The 17,489-nt window shown below is 62.8% G+C and carries 16 protein-coding genes; 9 read left to right on the top strand and 7 right to left on the bottom strand.

Going from position 1 to position 17,489, the window contains the following annotated elements:
• The 3 genes from HMI60_RS02465 to HMI60_RS21150 form a co-directional block, all read right to left on the bottom strand.
• Entirely contained in the window at positions 1-1,749 is a 1,749-nt protein-coding gene (locus tag HMI60_RS02465; protein WP_193590494.1) for a pyruvate dehydrogenase, read from the bottom strand.
• Positions 1,750-1,836: 87 nt separating this feature from the next.
• Entirely contained in the window at positions 1,837-2,199 is a 363-nt protein-coding gene (locus HMI60_RS02460; RefSeq protein WP_193590493.1) for a hypothetical protein, read from the bottom strand.
• A gap of 115 nt (positions 2,200-2,314) precedes the next feature.
• Positions 2,315-2,449: a hypothetical protein gene (locus HMI60_RS21150; RefSeq protein ID WP_255520230.1), complete on the bottom strand. Its 135-nt coding sequence runs from the start codon at positions 2,447-2,449 to the stop codon at positions 2,315-2,317.
• A 155-nt stretch (positions 2,450-2,604) separates the two neighbouring features.
• On the opposite strand from HMI60_RS21150, the gene ligD reads away from it, so the two are divergent.
• Entirely contained in the window at positions 2,605-3,843 is a 1,239-nt protein-coding gene (gene ligD / locus HMI60_RS02455) for a non-homologous end-joining DNA ligase (protein WP_193590492.1), read from the top strand.
• 77 nt (positions 3,844-3,920) lie between these two features.
• Positions 3,921-5,123: a cation:proton antiporter gene (locus HMI60_RS02450; RefSeq protein WP_193590491.1), complete on the top strand. Its 1,203-nt coding sequence runs from the start codon at positions 3,921-3,923 to the stop codon at positions 5,121-5,123.
• A gap of 8 nt (positions 5,124-5,131) precedes the next feature.
• On the opposite strand, the gene HMI60_RS02445 is transcribed toward HMI60_RS02450, so the two are convergent.
• From HMI60_RS02445 to HMI60_RS02430, 4 genes are read right to left on the bottom strand one after another with little or no spacing between them, the layout of a single operon-like run.
• Positions 5,132-5,338 (bottom strand): DUF2945 domain-containing protein, encoded by a 207-nt coding sequence (locus tag HMI60_RS02445; RefSeq protein WP_193590490.1) that lies wholly within the window; start codon positions 5,336-5,338, stop codon positions 5,132-5,134.
• A gap of 27 nt (positions 5,339-5,365) precedes the next feature.
• Positions 5,366-6,385 (bottom strand): NAD(P)-dependent oxidoreductase, encoded by a 1,020-nt coding sequence (locus HMI60_RS02440; RefSeq protein ID WP_193590489.1) that lies wholly within the window; start codon positions 6,383-6,385, stop codon positions 5,366-5,368.
• A complete protein-coding gene (locus HMI60_RS02435; protein WP_193590488.1) occupies positions 6,382-9,078 on the bottom strand; it encodes an alpha/beta fold hydrolase in 2,697 nt (898 codons plus the stop codon). The genes HMI60_RS02440 and HMI60_RS02435 overlap by 4 nt, the downstream gene beginning before the upstream one ends.
• The gene (locus tag HMI60_RS02430; RefSeq protein WP_018779660.1) at positions 9,072-10,124 is read right to left on the bottom strand and encodes a 3-oxoacyl-ACP synthase III; all 1,053 of its coding nucleotides are present in this window, start codon (positions 10,122-10,124) and stop codon (positions 9,072-9,074) included. The genes HMI60_RS02435 and HMI60_RS02430 overlap by 7 nt, the downstream gene beginning before the upstream one ends.
• 170 nt (positions 10,125-10,294) lie before the next feature.
• Between HMI60_RS02430 and HMI60_RS02425 the strand changes: the two genes are divergently transcribed.
• The 7 genes from HMI60_RS02425 to HMI60_RS02395 all read left to right on the top strand — a co-directional run bounded on the left by HMI60_RS02425 (position 10,295) and on the right by HMI60_RS02395 (position 17,413).
• Positions 10,295-11,107, top strand: a complete 813-nt coding sequence (locus HMI60_RS02425; RefSeq protein WP_193590487.1) for a hydrolase — start codon at positions 10,295-10,297, stop codon at positions 11,105-11,107.
• A 140-nt stretch (positions 11,108-11,247) separates the two neighbouring features.
• Complete coding sequence (locus tag HMI60_RS02420) at positions 11,248-12,270, top strand: LacI family DNA-binding transcriptional regulator (RefSeq protein WP_193590486.1); 1,023 nt, start codon at positions 11,248-11,250, stop codon at positions 12,268-12,270.
• A 118-nt stretch (positions 12,271-12,388) separates the two neighbouring features.
• On the top strand, positions 12,389-13,624 hold the full coding sequence (locus HMI60_RS02415) for a sugar ABC transporter substrate-binding protein (RefSeq protein ID WP_018779663.1): 1,236 nt from the start codon (positions 12,389-12,391) through the stop codon (positions 13,622-13,624).
• A 10-nt stretch (positions 13,625-13,634) separates the two neighbouring features.
• Positions 13,635-14,621 carry a carbohydrate ABC transporter permease gene (locus HMI60_RS02410; protein WP_039241102.1) on the top strand — a complete coding sequence of 329 codons (987 nt, stop codon included), beginning with the start codon at positions 13,635-13,637 and terminating at the stop codon, positions 14,619-14,621.
• A gap of 7 nt (positions 14,622-14,628) precedes the next feature.
• Positions 14,629-15,483: a carbohydrate ABC transporter permease gene (locus tag HMI60_RS02405; RefSeq protein WP_039241100.1), complete on the top strand. Its 855-nt coding sequence runs from the start codon at positions 14,629-14,631 to the stop codon at positions 15,481-15,483.
• A gap of 32 nt (positions 15,484-15,515) precedes the next feature.
• Positions 15,516-16,289, top strand: coding sequence for a ThuA domain-containing protein (locus tag HMI60_RS02400; protein WP_193590485.1), 774 nt, complete (start codon positions 15,516-15,518; stop codon positions 16,287-16,289).
• Entirely contained in the window at positions 16,286-17,413 is a 1,128-nt protein-coding gene (locus HMI60_RS02395; protein WP_193590484.1) for a Gfo/Idh/MocA family protein, read from the top strand. Before HMI60_RS02400 ends, HMI60_RS02395 begins: the two co-directional genes overlap by 4 nt.
• The last annotated feature ends 76 nt before the right edge of the window (positions 17,414-17,489 follow it).

The raw sequence follows: 17,489 nt of genomic DNA, 5'->3' as shown, positions 1-17,489 counted from the left end.
CTAACGCCGGGGAATGTTCCGGAGATTGCTGCGTGCCATGCTCACAGCTTCTCCGGCGCCCCGGTTCAGGACCACCTTGGACATGGCCGTGGCGAATCCAATGACCTGGGATCCGGAAATCTTCGGCGGAATGGACAGCGCATTGGGGTCGGTGATGAGTTCCACCAAGGCTGGCCCGGGATGGGCGAACGCGGCGCGGTAGGCACCTTCAATGTCGGCGGGGTCCGTGACCCGCACGGCGTGGAAGCCCAGGGCCTTGGCCACCGCGGCATAATTGGCGTCGGGAACATCCACGCCGAAGTCCGGCAGCCCATCCACCAGCATCTCCAGCTTCACCATGCCCAAGGTGGAGTTATTGAACACAACCACCTTCACAGGCAACTGGTGTGCGGCCACGGTCACGAGCTCGCCGAGCAGCATTGAAAGGCCTCCGTCACCGGAGACAGACACCACCTGTCGCTCCGGATAGGCCACCTGGGCGCCGATGGCATGCGGAAGCGCGTTGGCCATGGACCCATGGAGGTAGGAGCCAATGAGGCGACGGGTCCCCAGGGGATTGATGTAGCGCGCCGTCCAGACGTTGCACATGCCGGTATCGGCGGTGAAAACCGCGTCTTCGGCCGCTACCTGGTCCAAGAGCGAAGCGGCATATTCCGGGTGGATGGGTTGTTTCTTTTCCACTTTGCGGGTGTAGGCCCCCACCGCCTTGTTCATCAGGCGATCGTGCTTCTTGAGCATCTGGTCGAGGAAGCGGCGGTTCTTCTTGGGCCGGACCAGTGGCAGGAGGGCGTTCAGGGTGGGCAGCACGTCACCGTGAACGGCAATGTCGACGTCGGTGCGTCGCCCCAGGCGCTGCGCCGCCCGGTCCACTTGGGCTGTCCGGGTGTCCGGAAGGAACTGGTCGTACGGGAAGTCCGTCCCGAGAAGGATCAACAGATCCGCGTCCTCGATGCCTTCCGCCGCAGCTCCGTAACCCAGCAAGCCCGTCATGCCGATATCGAACGGGTTGTCGTACTGGACAAAGTCCTTGCCCCGCAACGAGTGCCCAATGGGCGCGTTGATCAGCTCAGCCAGTGAGATCAATTCGTCGTGGGCGCCCGCAACGCCTGCTCCGGCGAAAATGGCCACCTTTCCGGCGTCGTTAATGGCATCCGCCAGCTCGCGGACACTCGCCTGGTCAGGCACCAGACTGGCGGGACGGAACGTCGCCGGAAGGGGCGTCGGTGCTCCCGCCTCAAGATCTGCAATGTCGCCGGGAAGCGTCACGACGGCCACTCCCCCCAGGCCAACCGCATTCTGGATGGCGCTATGCATGACACGTGGAGCTTGCTCGGGGGTGCTGATGAGCTCGGAGTACACGGAGCACTCGTTGAAGAGCCGGTCCGGGTGGGTCTCCTGGAAGAAGCCGCTGCCAATCTGCCTGCTCGGAATATGTGACGCAATGGCCAGGACCGGAGCGCCGGTGCGGTTAGCGTCGTACAGGCCGTTGATCAGGTGAAGGTTGCCTGGACCACAAGATCCTGCGCAGACGGCCAGCTTTCCCGTTAGTTGCGCTTCAGCCGCAGCAGCAAATGCAGCCGCCTCCTCGTGGCGGACGTGGATCCAGTCAATGCCCCCGTTTTTCGAGCCGCCTGTCTGACGGACAGCGTCAACAATTGGATTGAGGCTGTCGCCCACGATTCCATAAATCCGCTGCACGCCCGCAGCTTGGAGTTGTTCAATGAGTTGGGTGGCAAGTTCTTTGGCCATGCTGTGCAAGCTCCCTCAATTGTGGTGGTGGGCTGACATGGCCAATATAGTCGGCCAGCCTCATCAACGCCTGGGAGCAGGTCCGGCCTACGCCGCCAGCCGGACCTCGAACAGGCGCTCCGCCAGGCCCACGAGGTAGTCGGGGACGTCCTTCTCCAATCCCCCGGTTCCGTGTCCCAGGAACACGGCATTGCCGCTGACGGTGTCTTCCAAGGACGTGCCCGCTTCACGCATCAGGACCTCTGCGCGCGGATTCAGGGGCAAAGGAATATGAATTGCCTGGTCGTTCAGAAGGACATGCCAGCCTTGCCCGTCTATTGCTTCAACATTTCCTTCGACGATTGACTGGCACGCTTCCACTGTTTGTCCGATTTCCTCCAGGCGAACCCGCTCAGCCAAGCGGGCAGGCACAATCAAGGCAACTATCTTGGGCAAAATCTGGTTTTCCATTGCTGCAACTCTCAATTCCAAGCGACAGTAACTGTTCTCTATGAAGCCCGCCGAGGCATGGCGCCACCTGCTAACTGCCGAGGCCCCACGCCATTGTGGGCGGCCTCGGCACGGCTTATCGTTGGTTTTTCCTGGGCTTGGAAAAGACGGTTTCGCTTGTTTCAGCCTTTGCCCGCTTTTCCGCCCGCTTTTCCAGAATGGTCTTGCCCTGCTTTTTCGTTTTTGCACCATTGGGTGATTTACCGGACATTTCCATCTCCTTGTTCTTTGCTTATGACAACACCATACCCACTTATATTTTTAAAGCCAGTCCGCGGATTCTCCCTACGCAGCAGACAGCCAAGGTTTCAATTTTTCCTTCCCCGCGCTCTGGTTGGATCCGCTGTTCATTGCTAGCGTGACCGCATGAGCCCCTCCAAGACACCGGCGGAGATACTCGACATTGGCGGCGCCGAAGTCCGTATCTCCAACCCGGACAAAGTGGTCTTTCGCGAGCCAGGGTTGAGCAAGCTCGATCTTGTCCGCTATTACCTGGACGTTGCCGAAGGTGCACTCCGAGGGGCCGCCGGCAGGCCGATGGTGCTGAAGCGCTTCCCAAAAGGCATTGACGAGGAGCCTTTCTTCCAAAAACGGGTCCCGGAAAACCACCCCGGCTTCATCGACACTGCAACGCTGCACTATTCATCCGGGACGTCTGCGGAGGAGACCGTCATACGTGATGCCGCGGGCCTGGCGTGGGTGGTCAACCTGGGGTGCCTGGACCTCAACCCCCACCCGGTCAGGGCAGAAGACCTGGAACACCCCGACGAACTCCGTGTCGATCTCGACCCCATGCCTGGGGTGGACTGGTCGCAGATAGTGGACACCGCGTATGTTGCGCGTGAGGTGCTCGGCGATGTCGGGCTGGTTGGCTGGCCCAAGACAAGCGGTTCACGCGGACTTCACGTCCTGGTCCGGATTGCGCCCCGATGGACCTTCAGGGACGTTCGGTTGGCCGCCGAGACCCTCGCACGCGAGGTGGAGAACCGGGCGCCAGGGCTCGCCACCGCAAGGTGGTGGAAGGAAGAACGGGGTGAGAGCGTCTTCGTGGACTTCAACCAAAATGCCAAGGACCGCACGGTGGCATCCGCCTACTCCATTCGGTCGCGGCCCGACGCCCGGGTCTCCATGCCGCTCACCTGGGATGAAGTCCGCTCCGCGCGCCCGGAACAGTTCACGGTACTAACTGTTCCGGAACGATTCGCCGCGATAGGTGATCCGCATTCCGGAATCGATGACGCGGCCGGCTCGCTGGACGGGCTGCTTGCCTTGGCCGCAGAACTCGGCCCGGCTGAGAAGGCACCGCGTGCCGGTGATGGTTCCGGCCGACGGACATCCTCAATGCCTCTGATCGAGGTAGCGCGGACCAAGACCAAGCCTGAAGCGCTTAAAGCCCTCGAGCAATGGAAGGAACTTCACGAAGGCGTCGTTCCCAAACTGCATCCGGCAGACGTTCTGATCGACGGCATGCGCGGATCGAGCTCGCTGTGGTACCGGGTCCGGGTCAACCTGCAGCACGTTCCGGAACCGGACCGTCCCCTACAGCAGGAGCTTATTGCCGATTACGACCCCTGGGCCGGCCGGGAATGGCCCGGAAAACCCTGACACGCCACGTCCCACGGTGGGAGTAGAGCTGTGCGCCAACATCACCCGAAGCGGTCCGGAAATCGAAGGGACCCGTGATGCAAAGCTTGTCCGTGTCCCTGGTCCTCATCGCGGCCACGGCCGTCGCAGCACCCCTCGCCGCACGCTTCGTGGAGCGCGCGGTGAAAGTGCCAATCGTGGTTTTCGAGATCGTCCTTGGCATGCTCCTCGGACCCAGCCTGCTGGGTTGGGTCCAGTCCACCCAGTTCACGGATACTTTGGCCGACTTCGGGCTGGCCATGCTGTTCTTCGTCGCCGGCAACGAAATCGACTTCAGGGCGATACGCGGCCGTCCCCTTGGCCGGGCTTCCGCCGGCTGGGTCATCTCCCTGGCGGCCGGCGTGGCTGCCGGCTTTGCTCTGACGTCCGCCGCCGAGCCGGCGGTGATTATCGGCGTCGCGCTCTGTTCCACCGCGTTGGGCACCCTGCTGCCCATCCTGCGGGACGCCGGCCAGGCGAAGACGCCGACTGGCATCGCCGTCACCGCTTTGGGAGCCGTGGGCGAGTTTGGCCCTCTGGTCGCCATCTCGCTCTTCTTCAGCGGCAGGCAGCTGGGAGCAGCATCCGCAGTGCTTCTTGGATTCGTTCTCCTGACGGCAGCAGCGATATTCCTGGCCTCGCGCTCACGGCACGTACTGTTCCATTCGCACATCACCCGGACACTCCACACCAGCGGACAGTTCGCCGTACGGTCCATCATGCTTATCCTCAGCTTGCTGGTGGTCCTAAGTACGCTGCTGGGTCTTGACATGTTGCTGGGGGCTTTCGCGGCGGGGGTGCTGTGGAAAGTTGCCATCGCCCGGGCGCCGGAGGCGGAGCGGACCGTCATCGAGAGGAAAGTCGACGCGATCGCCTTCGGGTTCTTGGTCCCGGTCTTCTTTATCGACACGGGCATTGACTTCGAGCTGGCTTCCTTGACGTCGAGTCCCCTGGCCTTGGCGATGGTTCCGTTGTTCCTCGGCTTGCTCCTCCTGGTCCGTGGATTGCCCTGCGTGCTGGCAGCGCCGGTGGGCGCCACGGCGGCCGCGAAGCGCGCGATCGTTCTTTTTGGTGCCACGGGTTTGCCGGTCATCGTGGCTGTCACGGCCATTGGCAGGGATCACGATCTGATCTCCAGTGGCATCGCATCAGCGTTGGTCGGCGCAGGAATGCTCTCCGTCCTGCTGTTTCCGTTGCTGGCTCTTCGCCAGCTTCAGGGCACCTCATTGCCACGTCCGGCCCCGGAAAAAGAGAAACCCTGACCGTCGGGCTATTGCACCTCGGTGAGCGCGGAACCCTTATGGGCCGCCCGCGCTCCGGTTTTGTCCGATTCCACCACGTATTGCGGCTCGTCTTCGCTGGCACGGTGGGTGTTGCCATCCAGCTGGAAGTCGCTGGTCTTCTTTTCAATGATTTTGCCGTGTGTCTTGCCCTGGGGAGTGTTCCACTCAACGTGGGTTCCAGCTTTCAGTGCCATGTCAGCCCTTTCGGTAGAGGTTCAGCGTCATGTCCAAGGCGGCGCTCCCGCAGCTGCCCTGCTTGCAGCCCCGCCCCTTCCCTGCCCGTAATACTCCGCAAGCCTGGCCAACCCCTCGTCGAGGGACACCTCCGGCGACCAATCGAGGAGCCGGCGGGTTTCACACTGGTCAAACCAGTGGGCTGTTGAAAGCTGCTCGGCAAGGAACCTGGTCATGGGAGGTTCCTCCTTACGGGCTGCCCACGTCCACAGTTTCTCAACCACGGCTCCTGCCGCCCTCGCTGCAACACCCGGCACTGTCCACGACGGCGCCTGCACGCCACCCGCAGCACAGATCCCTGCCAGCAGCTCGCCGATGGGTCGCGGCTCACCGTTGCTGACCACCACGGCCCTGCCATGAACAGCATCCATCCGGTGCAGGGCAGCAACAATCGCAGACGCAGCATTGTCCACGTAGGTAGTGTCGATGAGGGCTGCACCGGCATCCAGGAGGGGCAAGCGGTTGCTATTGGCCCGCGCCAGGACGCGCTCCACCAGCTGCGTATCGCCGGGACCCCACACAATGTGTGGCCGGACGGCGGCAACCCGGAAGCCCGGAGAATCCGCGGCCAAGGCAAGCAGCTCTGCTTCCGCCTTGGTGCGTGAGTAGTGACCGTGGGCGCGCAACGGGTCGGCCGTTTCCGCACCGAGACCGGCGATCGCCTGCCCGGAGTTCGCAACCGATGGAGAAGAGACAAACACGGTGTCCCCCACTCCGGCCGCCCGCGCGGCGTCAATCAGACGCTGGGTTCCTTCGACGTTGATGGCATGGAAGTCCTCGGCACGGCCGGCGAACGAGACCTTCGCAGCCAGGTGGATGATCCCTTCCGTGCCGTCCACGGCGCGCATGACGGCGGATCCATCCGTCACAGATCCGCAAACATCCACAGCGCCGACAACTCCGGAAGGCCGTCTCTGGAAGGTGGTCACGTCATGGCCCTGCCGGACCAGCAAGCGGGCTACTTCGCCCCCGAGCAGCCCGCTGGCACCGGTGATAAGGACCCTCATGGCGTTCCCGGACGGCCGCCGGCCAGGACGCGCGAAGCCCATCGGGCCAAGCGGGCCCTGTCGATCTTCGCGTTGTGCCGGATATCGGTCGGCTGGGCAGGTACCGCCAGGACGGCCGACACCTGGACGCCGGCATCATGCGCCGCGCGCCTGACGTGGCCGGCAAGCTGCGGCGTGGCCGGACCCGCTTTGCGGACAGGCGGGACAGTTTCGACGACGGCGGCAACAGCCTGGGTGCCGACCGGCCCCACTCCCACGATCGCAGCCAGGCGGATGCTATCCAACCGTTCAATGGCTTGCTCAGCGCCCACCGGTGTCACCACAGCGCCGGGCGCGGTCACGACGTGGGCGAGGCGGCCTTCCACCCAAAGCCGCCCAACGGCGTCGAAATGGCCTACGTCACCGGTGCGGTGCCATCCAGCAGGATTGACGCTCACCTGCTGGGTGAGCCAAAGCCTGTCATAGGCTTCCTTGACGTGCGGCGCGCTCACCAGGATTTCGCCGGTTACGCCCGGGCTTGTGACGGGAACCGACCCGGACGCCGTACCGTCCGCTTCCAAGGGGATGATCGCCAAGCGGGCACCCTGCACCGGCGTTCCGACGCACACGCCGTTCCCGGCACCGGGAACAGATCCGGCTGCCGCTTCCGCTTCTGCCGCCTGGATTTCCTCGAGGCTGATGTCCGTGACCGGGAGTGCCTCCGTCATGCCATAGGGGGTGTGCAACGACGCTCCCGGCAGGATCTTCTGCACGTCAACAAGCAATGGTTCGGGCACCGGCGCCCCGGCGGACAAGAGCAAGCTGACACGGCCCAACGCCGCACGCCCTGTTTCGTCCAAGGCGTCGCCGGTGGCCACGACATTGTGGAGGGCCGCAGGCGCCGCGAAGACCACCGTAGCGTCGATGGCAGTCACAGCATCAGCCAAGGCCCGCGCCGTCAGGGTCCGGGGGGCCGTAACATCCATGTCCGGAGTGACGGAAACCGCGCCAAGCGCCGGGCCCAAGAGGGCAAACGGTGCGAACCCCGCAACGAGCCGGGACCCTTCCTTGATGCCGAACGACCCGGCTACGGTATCCCGCATTGCCGTCAATTGGCGGTGCGTGTAGAGGACCCCTTTCGCGGGGCCGGTGGAACCGGAGGTGAAAAGCACTGCGGCCGGCGCATCGGGATCGCTTGATTCCGGTGATTGTGCTGCCGGTCTCTCGGCGCCCCGCCGCATTAGGGCGTCCAGTGAGGTTTCCACCCCGAAGGTACGACGCCGCACGGCCGGCAGGTCGCGCACGCTGATCCGCCGTCCGGGCCACCCGAGCAGCGATGCCGCGAGCAGGGCCTTGTCGATACCGACGATGAAGTCCGCGGTTGCACCCTTCACCGCCCGGCTCAGGCCTTTGGTTCCCAGACCCGCATCAGCAACCACTACCACGGCGCCGAGGCGCAAACAGGCATACAGGGTGACCGTGAGATCCACACCGGGAGGGACCATCAGGCTCACGCGACTTCCCTTACCGACGCCCATGTCCCGCAGTCCGGCCTCGAGGTCCAGGATGTTCCGGTGCAGCTGGTGCCATGTCAGCGAGCGGCTGACAGTGCCGTCCGGACCCATTTCGGCCACAGCAGTTTCTGCACTGGCCGTTCCCGTTGCCAACACGTCAACAGAATCCCAGAACGGACGGAACCGGGGCGGGCCGTTCCCCTCGGCACTTTGCTGGCCTGGGTCGGGCAGGCTTGAGTGGCTGGAAAGCGCCTGTTGGCTGGAAGGGGTCGGTTCATTCGCGCCGAGCCACTGAAAGAGTGGTGACGCAATGTCCCGGTCCTCGGCCACCAGGTGGCCAGCACCTTCAAAGCGGTGTACGTCAGAGTGCGGGAGCCGATCGATGAGGTCCTTGAGGTACCTGTCGGAGAAGATGGGATCCCTTGGGCCCCACATCATGAGTGCCGGGACCTTCAGGCCACGGAGGCCCTCTGCGATACTATGCAGAGCCGGGAAACTGGGGTGCGTTGCATCTACCGGGATGTCGGCTACGAAGTTACCCACCCCGGCCCGTCGTTGCACGCCACGATAGGGCGCCATGTAGGCCTTGCGAATATCGGCAGCCAGTGGTGGGTGCGCGAGGGAATGGGTGACACGCAAAAAGGCGTCCGATGTCGTGGTTCCCCAACGGTGCACCGCAGGGTGCAAAGCGAGGCGAAGTGCCGGCGGGATGGGCGAACCGGACGGCTGATGGACCGCGGTATTCGTCAGGACCACGCCGGCCAGCTGTTCCTGGTGCGCCAGCGCCCAGCCCAGGCTGATAACTCCACCCCAGTCGTGACCTACTGTGGTGACCGGTCCTTGGAGCTCCAAGGCATCGCTCAAGTCGCCAAGATCGTTGATCCGGTCCTGCAAGCGGCGGAAGGTGCCGGTCCGCTCGGAAAACCCCATGTCCAGTTGATCAACAGCCACTACCCGCCACGGATGGGCCGGGTTGGATCCGGCAGACAACAGAGTCCGCCACAAATAGGACCAGGTTGGGTTGCCATGAACGCACAGCAGCGTGCCAATGGGGGTCAGTCCCCGTCTGGCAAGCTGGGCACCGTTGTCCAGAATGTGCCAGCGCCGCGTGGTGCCGGGAGCATCCACCGCCGATGTTGACGTGACGTCGATCGACCGGGACCATGCAGGATCCACGCCTGGCCAGCTGGTGGCTACCAAACGATCTCCACCATCCCCGCGTTAAGACCGGAACCCACACCCATGCACAAGATCCGGTCACCGGAACTCAGCGACTGGGCCTCAGCAGCGAGGGTCATGGGGAGGGAGGCAGGGCCAACGTTGCCCCAGTGCGGGAAGGTGATGGGGACTTTGTCGGGATCGAGATCGATGGCATTGATGATGGCCTGTGTATAGGCGTTGCTGACCTGATGGGTCACGTAGCGGTCCATGGCAGCCCAGTCCCAGTCGGGCATGGCCTCGTGCCAGGCATCCACCACCAGTTGTAGGCCGCCGTCAAGCAGGCCCTTCGTATCGGTGCTCATGCCGTCAATGCCGCCCACACACAATTCGTGGTGTTCGGTGCCGGCCCTCATCACTCCGCCCACTAGCCGATGCGCACCCGGGTGCTCGTTCGCGGGGCCGAGGACAGCGGCGGCGGCGCCGGATCCCAGTGTCAGTGTGGCGAATTCGCGGTTGAAATCGTCCCGGGTGGTCTCCGGCCGCTGCAGGCGCGCCAAGGTAGCTTCCTGGGTGCTTTGGGCATCTTCACCATTGACGATCACGGCGTACTTAATCTGGCCGGAGTCGATCATGTTGGCCGCAAGGATCAAGCCGTTCACGAAACCCAGGCAGGCATTGGCCAGGTCAAAGTTCATGGCCGACGACGGCAGGCCCAGCTCGTGGTGGATCTTCACGGCAACAGAGGGTTCCAGGTTGCGCCTTGTCACCGAGGTGTTGATGAGCAGGCCGACTTCGGAAGCTTCGACGCCGGCCTCGGCCAAGGCTTTTGCCCCGGCATCCACTGCTGCATCGTCGAAGGACGTACCGGCTGCCCACCACCTTCGATGCGTCACTCCGGCCACGCGCTCAAGCAACCGCGGCGGAAACTTCAGCCGTTTCAGCGTGGCAGCCAACCTATGGTCGAAATCCGTCGAACTCACAATTCTGGGAGCTTCAACGCTGCTCACCGAGAGCAATGCGGTATTGCTGTGCCGGAAGGTTGCATTCCCTGCCAAGTCGAGCCCCTGTTCGTTTCCGTCTTGCATTCTTGCGGTGACTGTACCCATCGATGCAAGCCCAAGACATTAACTATGCAGGTGAAAACCCCGTCGCGCATATTTGGCACCCGTTTTCATGCGTGACGATCCCCACGGCGCCCCTTCCACGAGGACTTTCTGCTGGCATAGTGTGGGCAGACGCCCAGGGAGGAGAAGCCATGTTGATCTGCGCAGCGTGCGCTGTCGAACGCGAGGAACCCGTACCCGATCTGTGCCCCATCTGCACCGACGAACGGCAATACGTGCCCGAAGCCGGACAGCAGTGGCTTTCCCTGGAGGGGCTGGCCACTGCCGGCCAGCAATCAGTCTTGGTAGATAACGAACCAGGACTAATGGGAATCGGAACGCAACCGAAAGTCGGTATCGGCCAGACGGCCCAACTCGTCGTGACTCCCGCCGGTTCGCTGTTGTGGGATCCACCCGGATACCTGGACGACCACGCGGTGAACATGGTCCTGGGACGCGGGCCGGTCCTGGCCGTCGCGGCCAGCCATCCGCATATGTACGGAGTACAGGTGGAATGGTCACAACGGCTGGGCGGAATTCCGGTTCTGGTGCCAGAAGCGGATAGGGAGTGGCTGGGACGTCAGGACCCCGCGGTCTCCTTCTGGTCCGGAACTTTCGACATTGCCGACGGGCTGACACTCCACCAAACCGGAGGCCATTTTCGCGGCAGCGCCGTGGTGCACTGGGCAGCCGGGGCCGAAGGTCGAGGAGTCCTGCTGACCGGCGACAGTGTCTTTCCCAATCCGGACCGCCGATCCGTTTCCTTCATGCGGAGCTACCCCAACCACTTGCCGCTGTCAGGTTCTGTGGCGTTGCGGATCGCCGCCCAGCTGGACGAACTGACCTTTGACCGGATCTACGGCAACTTCAACAACGTCATCCGGTCCGACGCAAAAGCTGTTCTTCGGAACTCCGCCGCGCGGCATGCCGCGTGGGCGCGGGGCGACTTTGACCACCTGAGCTGACAACGCGGTTGCACCAAAGCATTGCACGAATGATGTGTCGCATGTCATACTTTTTTCGATACGCATCGACGATACGTATCGACAACATCATTTTTGTTCACTGCACATCACCGTTCAACAGAGCTTGAGGAGGCCTGGCAATGCCCACCAGCAAGGACGTTGCCCAGGCCGCCGGCGTTGCACAGAGTACGGTGTCGTACGTCCTGAGCGGCAAGCGCCCCATATCCGAAAAGACCCGGAAAAAAGTCGAAGCTGCCATCGAAGAGCTGACGTACCAGCCGAACGCCGGGGCCCGCGCCTTGGCCGGGCGCAGGACGCGCGTGATCGGCTTGGTCATCCCCTTCATTCCAGAGCTGGAAATGGCTTCCCTCATGGAATTCGTTTCCGTGATTGCCTCAACAGCAAGGCAGTTCGATCACGACATCCTGCTGGTCACCGAGGACGAAGGCGCTGCAGGACTCCGCAGGGTGGTGGGCCAGCAGATCTGTGATGGTTTGATCCTGATGCAGGTGGAGGACGAGGACGAACGACTTCCCGTAGCGAGGACACTCAATGTCCCCGTGCTGCTCATCGGCATCCCCCGGGATCCCTCCGGACTGGTCTGCATCGATGCGGATTTCGAGATGGCAGGCAGCCAATGCGTCCGTGACCTGGCAGCCGCAGGACACTCAGTCATCTCGATGATCGAATGGCAGCCGGCGGTCGTCAACCGCCACGTGAATTACGTTGACCGGTTCATGCGCGGAGTTGACCGAGCAGCCGAATCCGTGGGGGTATCCGTACAGCACTTCCCGGGAGGGGCTGACGTGGCAACCATCACGGATTCCGTGGACAAAGCGCTGGCCGCCGCGGAGGGTGTGCCGGCCTTCATTGCGCCTGACCGCACCATCCAGGACATCCTCCGCCGCGCACTGGCAGCGCGTGGCCTAACGCCCGGCAAGGACGTTTCCATCATCGGCAGCGCTTCTCCCACCCTTGCCGAACTGCAGCCCGTGCCACTTTCGACCATCGATCTGCGCCCGAAGGAAGTATCCCGGCGCGCTGTACAAATTATTTGCGAACTCCTCGAAACCGGAACTCCGGGACCACACGAATCCCTGGAACTGGTACCCACGGTGGTTACGCACCGTGGCAGCACGCTCCGTCCACCCCACGGCAGCTAGCATTTCCCCGCATTAACCCTGCCCCATTCCAGTATCAACAACTTTATCGATACGCATCGTCGATACGCATCGATGATGCCGCAACTACCTTTATCACCCGAAGAAAAAGGAACAGACAATGAAGTCAGCACATAGGAAAACCCGCCCCACCGCCCTGGCCGTCGCTGCCTTGGTCGGATTGCCGCTTGCCCTCTCCGGCTGCGGATCCTCCTCCGCAGCATCATCCTCGGAAGCCGTCACCGAGGTCTCGGTCATGGACTACTACAACAACGAACCGGACAAGTCATTCATCGGCGACGCCCTCACTGCTTGTGGTACCAAAGCAGGGGTCACCATCAAGCGTGAGACCGTCCCCGGTAAATCACTCATATCCAAAGTGCTCCAGCAGTCGTCGTCCAAGACCCTGCCGGATGTACTGATGCTGGATAACCCTGATTTGCAGCAGATAGCCGCGACGGGTGCCCTGGCTCCCTTGGCGGACTTCAAGATCAGTACCGACAACTTTGCCGAAGGCGTCCTGAGTGCCGGAACGTACAAGGACAAGGTCTACGGACTGGCTCCCACGGTGAACACGATCGCCCTGTTCTACAACAAGGACATTCTGGACAAGGCCGGCGTTACGCCTCCCACCACTTGGGACGAACTCAAGGCCGCCGCGGCGAAACTCACCGCGGGAGACCAGTACGGGCTGGCCTTCAACGCCAACCCCACCTACGAGGGCACCTGGCAGTTCCTTCCGGTCATGTGGTCCAACGGCGGCGACGAGAAGAAGATCGACACCAAGGAGACGGAGCAGGCGCTCCAGCTGTGGACCGACCTGGTCAAGAGCGGCTCAGTATCGTCATCGGCACTGAACTGGACCCAGGCGGATGTGAAGGACCAGTTCATGGCAGGAAAGGCGGCCATGATGGTCAACGGTCCGTGGCAGATCCCGGCCCTGGACAAGCAGCCAACCCTGCAATACGGCGTCGTGAAGATCCCCGTCCGTGAAGCCGGGCAGACCGCGGTTGCCCCTCTCGGCGGTGAAGTATGGACCGTGCCCCAGACAGGAAACAAAGCCCGCCAGGCCAAGGCTGCCGAAGTGGTTGCCTGCCTGAACAGCGACGAGAACCAGTTGGCAATGGCCAAGGTCCGTAACACGATTCCGTCCAAGACCACCTTGGCCGACAAGTTCGCCAGCGAAAACCCCAAGCTCGCAACGTTTACTGAACTGATCAAGACAGCCCGCGCACGAACCGGAGAACTCGGCGAAGAATGGCCGGCGCAAGCCACCAAGATCTACACCGCCATCCAAACCGCACTGACCGGCAATGCCTCCCCCGCTGATGCCCTCAAGCAAGCCCAAGGCCAGTAAGCAGCCGGCCATGTCATTGACAACGGATGTATCTGAAACAGCGGGACTCCCCCCGGGGAGCCCGCCCAAGGAGCACTCACGGGTGACCCCACGGGGTCCGCGGCGGTTTGGCCGTCAACGCAAGGAACGTTTTTTCCAGTGGCTGTTCCTCGTACCGGCCGTCATCTACATGGCATTGTTCTTCGGCTACCCCGTGGTCAAGAACGTCGTCATGAGTTTCCAGGACTACACCACGGCCACGTTCTTCACGGGTGAAGCCCCGTGGGTGGGGTTCGCCAACTACGTGACGGTACTGTCGTCGTCGTTATTCTCCACGTCGTTGCTGAATACCGCACTGTTCACCATCGGCTCCATCCTTGGGCAGTTCGTGATCGGGCTCGCATTGGCGATCTTCTTCCAGCGCAAGTTTCCGCTCAACGGCATCCTGAGGTCCCTGCTTCTTCTCCCCTGGCTGCTGCCGCTGATTGTCTCCAGCGCCGTGTGGCGCTGGATCCTGGACAAAGACAGCGGAGCACTGAACCGCTTCCTGGGAGACATCGGCATCATTGATACCGGCGTTCCATGGCTGACCAGTACGTCACTGGCCCTGGTTGCAGTGGTGGGTGTGAATATCTGGATTGGTATCCCGTTCAACCTGACCATTCTTTACGGAGGTCTTCAGGAGATCCCGGATGAGCTCTACGAGGCCGGATCCCTTGATGGTGCCACCGGATGGAAATCGTTCCGGCACATCACCTGGCCCATGCTCCGCCCGGTGGTCAGCGTGGTCTTGGTACTGGGGGTCGTGTACACACTCAAGGTGCTGGACATCATCCTGGGCCTGACCAACGGGGGCCCGGCCAACTCCACCCAAACCATCGCCACGCAGTCCTACGATCTGTCCTTCCACGAGTTCAAGTTCGGTGAAGGTGCGGCTTTGGGCAACGTGCTGGTAATCATTTCCCTGGTCTTCGCGGTCTTGTACCTGCGGGCCAGCCGACGCGCCGTGGACGAGTGAGGACCCCATGACAACCGCACTGCATGCACCCATACGCCGCAAGGCAGCAAGCACCCCGGGCCGCAGGAACTGGGGCTACACGGCGCTGGCCCTGTTCTTCCTGGCCATCATGCTCTTCCCCGTGTACTGGATGGTCAACGCTTCGCTCCAGCCCAACGGCACCACCCTGGAGACCTCCTGGATCCCGTTGAAACCCGATTTCACCGGCTACGCCACGGCCATCAGCGAACAGGCAGGGAACCTCGGGACGAGCCTGATCATCTCGCTGGGCAGCGTGGCATTAAGCCTTGCCATCGCGGCCCCGGCCGCGTACGCCTTGGCCTATTTCAAAGTCCGCGGCGCCGGAATAGTCCTTTTCGCGATCCTGATCAGCCAGATGATTCCGGGGATCGTGGTGGCCAACGCCCTGTACACCGCGTACAACGACCTCGGTTTGCTCAACTCCATCCCCGGCCTGATACTCGCGGATTCGGCGCACGGCATTCCCTTCGCGATCCTCATTATCCGCGCCTTCATGAACGGCATGCCGTCCTCGGTGATCGAAGCGGCAAGGGTGGACGGCGCCGGACATCTCCGGGCGTTCTGGTCGATCGTCCTTCCGCTGAGCCGAAACTCGCTGATTACCGCGGGCCTGTTCACGTTCCTGTTCGCCTGGAGCGATTTCCTGTTCGCCCTCACCCTGACCACCACGGAGGCCGTCCGGCCGGTCACGTTGGGCATCTTCCAGTACATCGGCGCGTATGTGAACGACTGGAGTTCGGTCATGGCGACGGCGGTACTCGCCTCCATCCCGGCCATCGTCCTTTTGGTCGCGGCCCAGAAATACATCGCCGCGGGGACCACCGGCGGCGCGGTCAAGTAGACCGCCCCTCATCACTAACAAGGAGCATCACCATGTCTGACATCAAGCCCATCCGCGTCACCGTGTGGAGCGAGAACCGGCACGAGAAGCGCGACGAACTGGTCGCGAAGCTCTACCCCGAGGGAATGCACGGCGCCATCAAGGCAGGTATCGAGGAGAACCTGGGCTCCGACGTCGAGGTCCGGACAGCGACGCTGGACGAAGCGGAACACGGCCTCACCGAAGAAGTGCTGGCCTCCACCGATGTCCTCACCTGGTGGGGCCACATGTCCCATGCAGACGTCGACGACGACATCGTCGAACGCGTCCACCGGCACGTCCTGGCCGGCATGGGGCTGATCGTGCTGCACTCGGGCCACTGGTCCAAGATCTTCACCAAGCTCATGGGCACCACCTGCACACTGCGGTGGCGCTCCGAGCAGGACCGTGAACTCGTGTGGACCGTCGACCCCACCCACCCCATCGCCAAGGGAATTCCGCACCCCATCGAGATACCCCAGCAGGAAATGTATGGCGAGTTCTTCGACATCCCCACCCCCGAGGAACTCGTGTTCATCAGCTCGTTCAGCGGCGGCGAGGTGTTCCGTTCCGGGTGCACGTTCCGTCGGGGCCACGGCAAGATCTTCTTCTTCAGCCCCGGTGACCAGGACTACCCCGTCTACCACCACAAGGACATCCGAAAGGTGATCGCCAACGCCGTCGACTGGGCCGTCACCGATCGCCCGGAACGCGCCGTCCCGGAACTGCTCCGCTACGACACCAACGACTTCTTCAACGGCAAGAGCTACCAGGGAGCCAACGCGTGAACACCCCCTTTGCCACCATCCCAGACGACGGGAACCGCCTTCGCGTCATCGTTGTCGGCGCCGGAGGGATGGGCCAGGCATGGCTCCGTACCGTGGAGGAATCGACCCTGGTGGAGCTCGCCGGCATCGTTGACCTGGACCTTGAAGCCGCGCGTGCGGCTGCCGTGTCCTTGGGCCGTCCCGACCTCCCGGTCGGTGCACGCACCGCACAGTTGGCGTTCGACGTCGGCGCCCAGGCAGTCATCAACGTCACCGTCCCGGCGGCCCATCACCCGGTCACCACCGAAGCGCTGGCTGCCGGACTGCCGGTCCTCGGCGAAAAGCCCGTGGCGTCCACCGTGGCGCAGGGTCTTTCCCTGGCAGCGGCCGCGGAACTGCATGGCCAGTTGTTCATGGTCAGCCAGTCACGCCGCTACAACAAGCACCTGTTTGAGGCCAAGCATCTGTCATCGTCCGTGGGGCCGGTCGGCATCGTCTCAGCCGAGTTCTTCAAGGCACCGCACTTCGGCGGGTTCCGTGACGCGATGGACCATCCGCTCCTGCTCGACATGGCCATCCACCAATTCGACATGGCCCGCTTCCTCCTCGACGCCGATCCCGTTTCGGTGTTCTGCGAGGAATATAACCCTTCCTGGAGCTGGTATCGCGGCGATGCCGGGGCCACCGCCATCTTCGAAATGAGCGGCGGCGAGCGTTTCGTGTTCACCGGCAGCTGGTGCAGCCCGGGACAGGAAACGTCCTGGAACGCCTCGTGGCGGATCAGCGGCGAACACGGAACTGTGCTCTGGGACGGTGACACGCACCCAACTTCCTCGCTTCCCGGCACCTTCGAACCAAAACAGGATCCGGGACAGGAAATCGCTGGGTCATTGCGCGACTTCGTCTCTGCTGTCCGCACTGGAAGCAACCCCATGGGACGCGTCCACCGGAACATCATGAGCCTGGCCATGGTCGAAGCAGCCATCCTCAGCGCTTCTTCGGGTGCCCGCATCTCCGTGGATGAACTGCTGGAAGACTCCTACCAACAGGCGCTCCGCGCCGAACTGAATTGCGACGTCCGGGGGGTCCTGCAATCGTGGCCCTCGGTACGCAACGCGTTGACGGGTCAAAGCGTCAGGCTGTAGGCGGTCGACGCACGACGGCGGCAGGTCGCCGTCGTGCGTCGACGGCGGCTCGCCAGATGCGTTGACGGCAGCTCGA

This window comes from Paenarthrobacter sp. YJN-D (assembly GCF_015040335.1).
GTDB classification, from domain to species: Bacteria; Actinomycetota; Actinomycetes; order Actinomycetales; family Micrococcaceae; genus Arthrobacter; species Arthrobacter nicotinovorans.
The sequence above is the reverse complement of the archived record's forward strand: the minus strand, read 5'-3'. Positions and strand labels throughout refer to the sequence as shown.